Consider the following 9,554-nt stretch of genomic DNA (forward strand, 5'->3'; position numbering starts at 1 on the left):
ACCTGGGCGGGGGTGGCGGGGAAGACGGCGGCGTGGGCCCAGACGGCGATGTTCTGCCGGTGGGCCTCGGCGGTGATCGCGGCGACGGTCTCGCCGGGCAGGTCGGCGTAGACCTTGATGGCGGTGGCGTAGGTGCCGCGGGCCATCGCGACGGCGAGCGGCAGGTCCGTGCCCGCGTCGACGGCCTGCATCCACGGGACCTGGCCCGGCGTCGCGCCCTGCGAGACCTGCCAGGTGCGCGGGTCGTCGAAGAACCCGGGGCCGGCCATGAGCGCGGCGTAGTGGATGTCGGGCGCGGGGATCTCGCCGACGAGGGCGGCGCGGGCGAGGTCGGAGACCTGGCGCAGGTCGTCGGCCATGTCGCGGGTGGCGGTGATCCCGCCGTAGAGGTCGCGGGCGAGGGTGGCCTCGGCGGTGGGCCGGTCCGGCGGGGTCGCGATGTGCTGGTGCGAGTCGATCAGGCCGGGGATCACGTGGCGCCCGTCGAGCTCGACGACGGTGTCGGCGAGCTCGAGCAGCTCGGCGGGCACGTCGGCGTCCGGGGCGATGAGGCGGATGCGCTCGCCGTCGACGAGGATCGTGGTGGCGGGTCGGGCGGGGGCGCCGGTGCCGTCGAGCAGCGTGGCGCCGCGGTAGGCCGCGATCACGGGTGCCTTCCCTTCAGCCGCCGGCCGCGCCGGGCGGGGCGGTCCGCGGTGGTCGGAGTCTCTGGTTCTCGATCCGCGGTGTTGCAACCTGCGTAACATCTGCTTCAATACATGCAACACCCGGTGTGCCGGACACCCTAGCCCATCCGTCCGGCGCGTGCCGGGACGACCCTGGAGGATCGCACCGTGCCCGCTTCCGCGAGTTCCGCCGTCGGCAAGGCGCTGGCCTTGATCGAGCACGTGGCGGGGGCGTCCGGGCCGGTGCGGCTGTCCGAGGTGGCTGCGGGCGCGGACCTGCACCGGGCGACGGCGTACCGCGTGCTCGCCGATCTGGTCGAGCGCGGCTGGGTGACGCGGGTGGGCGAGCGCTACCTGCCCGGCCCGGTGCTCGTGCGGGTCTCGGTCTCGGCGGCCGAGCACTCGCTGGCGGGTTTGTGCCGTCCGGTGCTCGAGGAACTGTCGGCGCAAACCGGCATGATGGTGAACCTGCAGGTGCTGACCGCGGACCGGTCGCGGGTGGCGGACGTGGTGCGCCCGGAGCGGCTGGCGATGATCAGCGATCTGCGCGACGAGCTGCTGCCGGTGCACCGCTTCGCCGGCCCGCTGGCGCTGGTCGCGGTCCTGGAGGAGGCGGCCAGGGCGCCGTACCTGCGGGTCGCGGAGGCGGACGGGGCCGCGCTGGCGGGCCCGAGCGGTCTGCTCGCCGCGTTGGCGCGGGCCGCGCAGGACGGGTTCGCGGTCCAGCGCGGCCGGGCCGAGCGGATGATCGCGTCCGTGAGCCGCGCGGTGACGCTCCAGCCTGGAGGCGCCCCGGTCTGCGCGCTCACGCTGGTAGGTCCCGTCGACGAATTCGACGACGCACGGCTCACGGTGCTGCGGGGAACCCTGGCCGGGGCGTGCGACAGGCTCGCGGGCGACGTGCTCCGCGGCGCGATCAAGGCCGACTAGGAAGCGAGAGTCGAGAATGCCCGCTGAGGATCTTTCGGACGCCGTGGCGCCGGGCGGCGCGGTGCGCGTACTGGACGCACCGGGAACGCAGAAGGCCCTGTCCGACTCCGCCGCGCTGACCGCCGCGCTGTCCCGGGCGCTGGTGGCGGTCGCGCGCGGCGAGGCATCGGTCCCGCCGCGGATCGCGGCCCGCGCGACGGCCGGGCTGCTCGGCGCGATGCCGGGGTACGTGCCGGGCCTCGGCCTGGCCGCGAAGCTGATCACAGTGTTCGCAGACCCGGCGCGTCCCGGCCGCTCGACGCACCGGGGCGTGGTCGTCGTGTTCGACGAGCGCGACGGCCGCCCGCTCGCGGTGCTCGACGCCGAGCCGCTGACCGCGATACGCACGGCCGCGACCTCCATCCTCGCCTTCCGCGCGCTCGCGCGCCCGGACGCGCGGCGGGTCACGGTCGTCGGCACCGGCACCCTCGCCGCCGCGCACCTGGCCCAACTCGCGGGCGACCCGGACCTGTCGGTCACCGTCGCGGGCCGGGACCCGGACCGTGTCAGGGCGCTGTCCGAGCGGTTCGGCGTCGCCGGGGCCGCCTCGATCGAGTCCGCCGTGCGGGCCGCCGACGCCGTCCTGTGCTGCACGGGTGCCCACGAACCCGTCGTACTCGGCGAGTGGCTGGCCCCGGGGACGCACATCTCATCCGTCGGCGGCTCGCAGGGCCCGGAACTGGACGCCGCCACGATCGCGGGCGCGGCGCTGTTCGCCGAGTGGGACGGCGCCGTGGCCGCCGCACCGCCGGCCGGGGCCCACGAACTCCAGGGTGTCGACCCCGGCCGCGTGACGCTGCTCGGCGCGGTCCTCGACGGCGCCCACCCCGGCCGCGGCGCGCTCGGCGCCCCGCAGGCCGAGCTGACGGTCTTCAAGTCGACCGGGCACGCCGCCCTGGACGTGGCCGCAGCCTCGGTCGCGGTGGCAGCCCTGGCGGTGTGAAACCACGTCACCCGGCGCGCCCCGCGCGGAGCAGGCCTGCGATACGCCGACGTGTAGGTACCGTTTGCGCGCTCTGCCATCCGTCCTTCGGGTGACGTACGAGCGTGACGCGCCGGACCTGCGTTTTATTGTGCCGCCCCCGCGGTTACCGTCCCGATCATAGAGTCGGTGATCAACAGACGAGGCGGCGGTACATGAGAACCCAGTGGCGAGCGCGGCGACCGCAGGTCGCCGGCGTGGCGGCCGGGGTCGGCGCGCTCGCGATCGTGGCCGCCTCGATGCTGGTGCTGCCCTCGCAGGGCGCGAGCGCCGATCCCACGACGCTGTGCGGGGGGCAGCGCGTGTCGGTCGCGGCCGGCGAGTACGTCGTGCAGAACAACGAGTGGAACTCGAACGCGAACGAGTGCATCACCACCGACGGCAACGCCGACTTCACGGTCGCCGCCAATGACATGACGACCCCGCCCGGCGCGCCCGGCGGCTATCCGTCGATCTACCAGGGCTGCCACTGGGGCTCGTGCACGTCCGGCGGTCTGGCCGCGTACCCGGTCGAGGCGGCGGACATGACGCCGGGCGAGGTGACCACCAGCTGGGCGACCACGCAGCCGACCGGCGACGGCAACATGTACGACGTCGCGTACGACGTCTGGTACAACAGGGCCGCGACGACCAACAACGCCCCGGACTGCGCGGAGGTGATGGTCTGGCTCGGCCACCAGGGCTCGGTGCGGCCGTACGGCACGGCCGTGGCGACGAACGTGGACGTGGGCGGCGCGAACTACACGGTGTGGGAGGGCGTGCAGACCACCGAGCCGACGATCAGCTACGAGATGACGACCCCTGCGACATCGGTCTCGAACCTCGACCTCTACCCGATCACGCGCGACGCGGTCAGCCGCGGCTACATCTCCGACTCCTGCTACCTGGTCTCCGTCGAAGCCGGGTTCGAGCTCTGGCAGGGCGGCGTGGGCCTGGCGACGAGCGCGTTCGCCGTGCACGTCGACCCGAACGGCACCGGTTCCCCGTCGCCGTCCCCGACCGGGACTCCGTCGCCCACCGCGTCCCCGACCACGACCGCCGGCCCCACACCCACGACCACGCAGACCCCGACGTCCACGGCCACGCCGTCGACCACCCCCACCGCGAGCGCGACCGCGAGCGCCACGGCGACCGCAACCGCGACCGCGACAACGACCGCCACGGCGACGCACGCGCCGGCCCCGCCGACCGGCACGAGTACGTCCCCCGCCGCGAATCCGACCGCCGGCCACAGCCCGTCGGCGGCGCCCGCGCCGAGTCCCGCGCCGAGTAAATCCGGAGCTTCGCGTCCGACGCCGTTGTTAAGCTCGGCCGTGTGATTCCTCGACGCGGCGCGGTGCGGCCGGATCCCACGGCCGACATCGACGGATACCTGGCCAGGCTCGGACTTGAACGGCCCGCGCGCCCGACCACGGACTGGCTGTTCGCGGCGCACCGCGCGCACGTGGAGCGGATCCCCTACGAGAACCTGGAGATCCAGCTCGGGCGCGTGACCACGGTCGATCCGGCCGAGTCGATCGGCCGGATCGCGCGCGGGCGCGGTGGGTACTGCTTCCACCTCAACGGCGCGTTCGGAACGCTGCTGGCGACGCTCGGGTTCGACGTGACGCGGCACCTCGGCGAGGTGCGCGGCGCGCGCGACGACCAGGCCGCGACAGATCTGACGATCAACCACCAGGTGCTGACCGTCGAGTGCGAGGGCGGGAGCTGGTTCGTCGACGCAGGGCTCGGCGACGCGCCGTACGAGCCGATGCGGCTGGAGGCCGGCGTCCTGGTCGCGCAGGGCCCGTTCAGCTACGGCCTGGAGCCGTGGGCCGGGCGCCCGGGCGGGTGGCGGTTCCTGCACGATCCGGCGCAGGAGTCGTTCACCTCGATGGTCTTCGCGCCCGAGCCGGTCGGGCCGGGCGCGTTTGCCGACGCCCACCTGCGGCTGTCCACCTCGCCGGACTCGGATTTCGTGCGCGCGGCGGTCGCGGGGCGCCGGCACGCGCACGGCGCCGACGTGCTGCGCGGCCGGGTGCTGTACCGGATAGACGGCGGCGGGACGACGAAGGAGCTCATCGAGTCCCGGTCCTCCTGGTACGAGCTGCTCGCCGACGTCTACGGCCTGCACCTGCCGGACGTGGACGAGGCCGAGCGCGCGAAGCTGTGGGACCGGGTCGTCGCGGCGCACGAGCAGTGGCTCGCCGACCGCGCCGCGACGGCCGGATCCGGAAGCTGAGCCGGACCGGGCGGCCCGGTCAGGCCGGGCGGGGGTAGAGCACGTCGTAGCCGACGAACTCGAACATGCTCACGCCCGGCTCGAGGGGCTTCGGCGCCGCGGTGTACCGGTAGGCGCCGACGCACATCTGGAACTCGGGCTCCTGCAGCCAGACCTTCTCGAAGCCGTGCTGCTCGTGCCAGGCGGCGATCTGCGGGGCGACGGCCGGCTCGGGCATGCGGCCGCGCGTCCAGATGACGGTGCCGCCGGTGGCGCACAGCGCGGCGCAGGTCGCGACGGTGTTCTCGATGTCGGCCGGGCGCAGGTTGCCGTACACGCCGCACACCAGCACCAGGTCGGCGGGCGCCAGGTCGAGGTAGTGGTCGGTGAGCGAGGCGTCGCCGGTGACGATCTCGACGTTCTCCAGGCCCGCCTGCGCCGCCAGTTCGCGGGCGCGCTCGGAGTTGCCGGGGTCGAGCTCGACCAGGCGGGCGTGCACCTCGCGGCCGCGCGGGTGCTGCGCGAGCACCGGTATCAGGTCCCGGCCCTGGCCCGCGCAGAGGCTGATCGCGCGCAGCGGCCCCGGCGGCGCGGTGTCGAGGGCGTCGCGGATGCGCTCGCGCACCACGCCGAGGCGCTGCGCGTAGTCCGAGGAGGGGTCGTCGTACTTGTCGTGCCAGGCGTTCCAGTCCATGAACCGTGAGGCTACGCGATATTCCGCGTTCGGCCCCGGGAGTTTCCGCTACCGTCGTGACCATGGCCGAGAACGGGACGGGGACTGCGGGCAACGCCGGCGGCGCGGGCGCCAGTGTGCGGCTGGACGCGTGGATCTGGTCGGTGCGGCTGGCCAAGACGCGCTCGCAGGCTGCGGACGCCTGCAAGGGCGGGCACGTGCGGGTCAACGGGGAGAAGGTCAAGCCCGCGCAGGCGCTGAAGGTGGGCGACCAGGTGCGGGTGCGCCGCTCGGACGGCTGGGAGCGGATCGTGACGGTCACGAGGCTGATCTCCAAGCGCGTCGGCCCGCCGGTCGCCGCCGAGTGCTACCTCGACCAGAGCCCGCCGCCCCCGGCGCGCGAGTACGCCGGGCCGACCGCGATCCGGGACCGCGGCGCGGGACGGCCGACGAAGCGGGAGCGGCGCGAGGTGGATCGGCTGCGCGGGCGATAGTCCGGAGCCGGCGGGAATAACCCGCGGCCCGGCCCGCCTTGCCCCGGGTATGGGCGAGTCGAGTGTTGACGTGCGGATGCCGGCGATCTACCTGAGCCACGGCGCGCCGCCGCTGGCCGACGACGCGCTCTGGCCGGGCCAGCTCGCCGCGTGGTCGGCCGGCCTGCCGCGGCCGGGCGCGGTCCTGATGGTCTCCGCGCACTGGGAGGACGCGCCGCTCGCGCTCGGCGCGGTCGAGACGGTCCCGCTGGTCTACGACTTCTGGGGCTTCCCGGAGCGCTACTACCGGGTCACCTACCCGGCGCCGGGCGCCCCCGCGCTCGCCGCGCAGGTGCGCAAGCTGCTCACCGCGGCGGGACGGCCGGTGCAGGACGTGCCCGATCGCGGGCTGGACCACGGCGCGTACGTGCCGCTGGTGGAGATGTACCCGGACGCCGATGTGCCGGTGCTGCAGATCTCGCTGCCGAGCTTGGACCCGGCCGAGCTCTACGAGGTCGGCCGCAGGCTCGCGCCGCTGCGCGACGAGGGCGTGCTGATCGTCGGCAGCGGCTTCTTCACGCACAACCTGCGGGCCCTGACCCGCGACGGGTCGGTGGCCTCGGTGATGACCGAGTTCGACGCGTGGGGCCGGGAGGTGCTGGCCGCCGGCGACCTCGACGCGCTGCTCGACTTCCAGCACAAGGCCCCGGCCGCGCGCGCCGCCCACCCGCGCACCGAGCACTTCGCGCCGCTGTTCGTCACACTCGGCGCCGCCGAGGGCGAGCTGGACACGCAGCGCAGCGTCATCGACGGGTTCTGGAGCGGCCTGGCCAAGCGCTCGATCCAATTGGGGTGAAGCCGATCCGCCGCGCGTGATAGGAGATGGTGTGACTGATTTCGCCATCCGCCCCGCCCAGGCCTGCGACCCCACCGACCGCGCCGCGCTGGAACGCCTCTTCCTGCTGTTCCGGCACGACATGACGGCGTTCTCCGGCGAGCTTCCGCGCCCGGACGGCGCGTTCCGCGCCGACTGGCTGCACGCGGTCCTCGCCGACGACCCCGCCTGGGCCGCCTACCTCTTCCACCTCGGGGAGCATCCCGTCGGGTTCGCGTTCGTGCGCAACCTGACCGGGCCCGGGCCGATCATCCTGAACTCGTTCTTCCTGGTCAACGCCGCCCGCCGCCGCGGTTACGGCCTCGCCGCGGCCCTCGACGTGGTCCGGCGCCGCCCCGGCACGTGGGAGGTGGCCTTCCAGGACGCGAACACCGCGGCGTCGGCGTTCTGGCCGCGCCTGGCGCAGGCGGCCGGCGGAGACGGCTGGGTGCTGGAGCACCGGCCCGCGCCGAGGCCGCAGATGCCGCCGAACGCGTGGATCTCCTTCACCGTCCCCGCCGCTACGCTGTGACCACCGCGTCCGAGTAAGGAGCCCTCGATGACCGCCCGCCCCGCGCTCAACCGCAGCCTCGCCGAGTTCGGCACCACGATCTTCGCCGAGATGTCGCAGCTGGCGGCCGAGACCGGGTCGATCAACCTGGGCCAGGGCTTCCCGGACACCGACGGGCCCGCCGAGGTGCTGGAGGCCGCGCGGCGCGCGATCGCCGAGGGCCGCGGCAACCAGTACCCGCCGGGGCCGGGCGTCCCGGAGCTGCGCCGCGCGATCGCCGGCCACCAGCGCGCCGCCTACGGGCTCGACTACGACCCGGAGCGCGAGGTGCTGGTGACCGCGGGCGCGACCGAGGCGATCGCGGCCGCGCTGCTCGGCCTGCTCGAACCCGGCGACGAGGTCATCGCGCTCGAGCCGTACTACGACTCGTACGCCGCGTGCATCGCGATGGCCGGCGCCCGCCGCGTACCGGTCACCCTGCGCCCGGACGGCGACCGCTTCGCCCTCGACCTCGACGAGCTGCGCGCCGCCGTCACCGGCCGGACCCGGCTGATCCTGCTCAACACCCCGCACAACCCGACCGGCACCGTGCTGCCGCGCGAGCAGCTGGCCGCGATCGCCGAGCTGTGCGCGCAGCGGGAGCTGTACGCGGTGACCGACGAGGTCTACGAGCACCTGGTGTTCGACGGCGGCGCGCACATCCCGCTCGCCACGTTCCCCGGCATGCGGGAGCGCACGGTGTCGATCTCCTCCGCCGGCAAGACGTTCTCGGTGACCGGCTGGAAGGTCGGCTGGGTGTGCGCGAGCCCCGAGCTGACCGCCGCGGTGCGCGCGGCCAAGCAGTTCCTGACCTACGTCAGCTCGGGCCCGTTCCAGTACGCGGTCGCCGAGGCCCTCGCGCTGCCGGCCGAGTACTACGCGTCGTTCACCGCGGACCTGCAGGCCAAGCGCGACCTGCTCGCCGCGGCGCTGGCGGACGCCGGGTTCGGGGTGATGCGCACGCAGGGCACGTACTTCATCACCGCCGACATCCGCCCGCTCGGCCTGCCCGGCGCCGAGGGCGCGGACGGCGAGGCGTTCTGCCGCGCGCTGCCGCACCGCGCCGGGGTGGTGGCGATCCCCAGCCAGGTCTTCTACGACCACCGCGAGCAGGGCGCGCCGTACGTGCGGTTCGCGTTCTGCAAGCGGCCCGAAGTGCTGACCGAGGCCGCCGGGCGGCTCAAGGCCCTCGCGGCGCGCTAGCCCGCCGCCCCTTCCGTCCCGGGCGGGGGCTCAGCCGTGCTCGGCGAACGCGGCGGCGATCCGCTCCCGGCCGGCGCCCGAGGCGAGCAGCAGCCGCAGCAGGATGCGCGCCTTGTACGGGTGCAGCAGGCCGCCGTTGATCAGGCCCCGGTTCTGCAGGTCGATCTCGGAGCCGGGCGCGCCGTAGGTGTGCCGCAGCACGGGGCCGGCGCCGGCGCGGGAGGTGAGCACGACCGGCATCAGCTCGGCGAGCCCGGCGAGCGCGGGCACCAGCCGGCGGGTGACGTGCCCGACGCCGAGCCCGGCGACGATCAGCCCGCGGTAGCGCTCGGCGATCCCGTCGAGCTCGTCGCCCTGCTCGTCCAGGACCGCCGTGTGCAGCGCCACCCGCGCGGCGGCGAGGTCCGCGGGGGCCGGGACCGGCAGCGCGGTACGGCGCGGCGGGACGGACAGGATCCGCACCCGCTCCTCCTCGAGACGGCCGACGGGGCCGGCGTCGGGGGAGACGAACGTGGCGGTGCTGGTGGCGTGCTGCTTGCGGACCCAGCGCGCGGCGTGCAGCTCGTCGTTGAACGCGACCACGGCGCCGAGCCCGCGCACGGCCGGCTCGGCGGCGGCGGTGACGGCGGCGAGCAGGTTCGCGGGCCCGTCGGGGCCGGCGAGGGTCGGGTTGCGCATCGCGCCGGTCAGCACCAGCGGTTCCGCGTGCGGCCACACCAGGTCGGCGAGGAAGGCGCTCTCCTCCAGCGTGTCGGTGCCCTGCGTCACCACGACCCCGCGCGCCCCGGCCCGCACCGCGGCCGACGCGCGCGCGACCAGGTCCAGCACCTGCGCGAACGTGAGGTCGGCGCTGGGCACCCGCTCGACGTCCTCGACCCTGAGCGCCACGCCGGTCTCCGCGAGCCCGGGGACGTCCGCGGCGAGGTCGGCGCCGCCGAGCCGGGCCACGACCCCCGCCCCGGCCC

General features: G+C 74.8%; 11 protein-coding genes. 8 read left to right on the forward strand and 3 right to left on the reverse strand.

Translation table 11 applies throughout. The features are described from left to right. Window positions 1-647 (reverse strand): amidohydrolase family protein (locus KDK95_RS32805; RefSeq protein WP_443612928.1); only part of this gene is annotated, 647 nt, incomplete at its 3' end. Between the two features lie 186 nt (window positions 648-833). Here KDK95_RS32805 and KDK95_RS32810 point away from each other — a divergent pair. From KDK95_RS32810 to KDK95_RS32825, 4 genes are all read left to right on the forward strand, one after another. After that, complete coding sequence (locus KDK95_RS32810; RefSeq protein WP_212522250.1) at window positions 834-1,595, forward strand: IclR family transcriptional regulator; 762 nt, start codon at window positions 834-836, stop codon at window positions 1,593-1,595. Window positions 1,596-1,611: 16 nt separating this feature from the next. Further along, on the forward strand, window positions 1,612-2,577 hold the full coding sequence (locus KDK95_RS32815; RefSeq protein ID WP_212522251.1) for an ornithine cyclodeaminase family protein: 966 nt from the start codon (window positions 1,612-1,614) through the stop codon (window positions 2,575-2,577). Window positions 2,578-2,771: 194 nt separating this feature from the next. Next, window positions 2,772-3,935, forward strand: coding sequence for a GH12 family glycosyl hydrolase domain-containing protein (locus KDK95_RS32820; RefSeq protein WP_212522252.1), 1,164 nt, complete (start codon window positions 2,772-2,774; stop codon window positions 3,933-3,935). Next, on the forward strand, window positions 3,932-4,837 hold the full coding sequence (locus KDK95_RS32825) for an arylamine N-acetyltransferase family protein (RefSeq protein ID WP_212522253.1): 906 nt from the start codon (window positions 3,932-3,934) through the stop codon (window positions 4,835-4,837). The genes KDK95_RS32820 and KDK95_RS32825 overlap by 4 nt, the downstream gene beginning before the upstream one ends. Before the next feature lie 19 nt (window positions 4,838-4,856). Here the strand turns inward: KDK95_RS32825 and KDK95_RS32830 are convergent, their stop codons facing one another. Continuing rightward, the gene (locus KDK95_RS32830; protein ID WP_212522254.1) at window positions 4,857-5,510 is read right to left on the reverse strand and encodes a class I SAM-dependent methyltransferase; all 654 of its coding nucleotides are present in this window, start codon (window positions 5,508-5,510) and stop codon (window positions 4,857-4,859) included. A gap of 62 nt (window positions 5,511-5,572) precedes the next feature. Here KDK95_RS32830 and KDK95_RS32835 point away from each other — a divergent pair, with 62 nt between their 5' ends. Genes KDK95_RS32835 through KDK95_RS32850 form a run of 4 tightly spaced genes read left to right on the forward strand, consistent with a single transcriptional unit; the run spans window position 5,573 to window position 8,589 of the window. Beyond that, on the forward strand, window positions 5,573-5,983 hold the full coding sequence (locus KDK95_RS32835; RefSeq protein ID WP_212522255.1) for an RNA-binding S4 domain-containing protein: 411 nt from the start codon (window positions 5,573-5,575) through the stop codon (window positions 5,981-5,983). A 49-nt stretch (window positions 5,984-6,032) separates the two neighbouring features. Next, window positions 6,033-6,818 carry a dioxygenase family protein gene (locus tag KDK95_RS32840; protein WP_212522256.1) on the forward strand — a complete coding sequence of 262 codons (786 nt, stop codon included), beginning with the start codon at window positions 6,033-6,035 and terminating at the stop codon, window positions 6,816-6,818. A gap of 31 nt (window positions 6,819-6,849) precedes the next feature. Continuing rightward, a complete protein-coding gene (locus tag KDK95_RS32845) occupies window positions 6,850-7,368 on the forward strand; it encodes a GNAT family N-acetyltransferase (RefSeq protein WP_212522257.1) in 519 nt (172 codons plus the stop codon). Between the two features lie 27 nt (window positions 7,369-7,395). Beyond that, complete coding sequence (locus tag KDK95_RS32850; protein WP_212522258.1) at window positions 7,396-8,589, forward strand: pyridoxal phosphate-dependent aminotransferase; 1,194 nt, start codon at window positions 7,396-7,398, stop codon at window positions 8,587-8,589. Between the two features lie 30 nt (window positions 8,590-8,619). Here the strand turns inward: KDK95_RS32850 and KDK95_RS32855 are convergent. Then, window positions 8,620-9,554, reverse strand: a 935-nt coding sequence (locus tag KDK95_RS32855) for an asparaginase (protein WP_212522259.1), incomplete at its 5' end; no start/stop codon positions are given.

It is taken from the genome of Actinospica acidithermotolerans, from assembly GCF_018139625.1.
GTDB classification, from domain to species: domain Bacteria; phylum Actinomycetota; class Actinomycetes; order Streptomycetales; family Catenulisporaceae; genus Actinospica; species Actinospica acidithermotolerans.

What these genes read in the sequence shown, in the direction of transcription:
- KDK95_RS32815 (WP_212522251.1), top strand. Translation starts at nt 1,612, where the DNA reads ATGCCCGCTGAGGATCTTTCGGACGCCGTGGCGCCGGGCGGCGCGGTG.
- KDK95_RS32820 (WP_212522252.1), top strand. Translation starts at nt 2,772, where the DNA reads ATGAGAACCCAGTGGCGAGCGCGGCGACCGCAGGTCGCCGGCGTGGCG.
- KDK95_RS32830 (WP_212522254.1), bottom strand. Translation starts at nt 5,510, where the DNA reads ATGGACTGGAACGCCTGGCACGACAAGTACGACGACCCCTCCTCGGAC.
- KDK95_RS32835 (WP_212522255.1), top strand. Translation starts at nt 5,573, where the DNA reads ATGGCCGAGAACGGGACGGGGACTGCGGGCAACGCCGGCGGCGCGGGC.
- KDK95_RS32840 (WP_212522256.1), top strand. Translation starts at nt 6,033, where the DNA reads ATGGGCGAGTCGAGTGTTGACGTGCGGATGCCGGCGATCTACCTGAGC.
- KDK95_RS32850 (WP_212522258.1), top strand. Translation starts at nt 7,396, where the DNA reads ATGACCGCCCGCCCCGCGCTCAACCGCAGCCTCGCCGAGTTCGGCACC.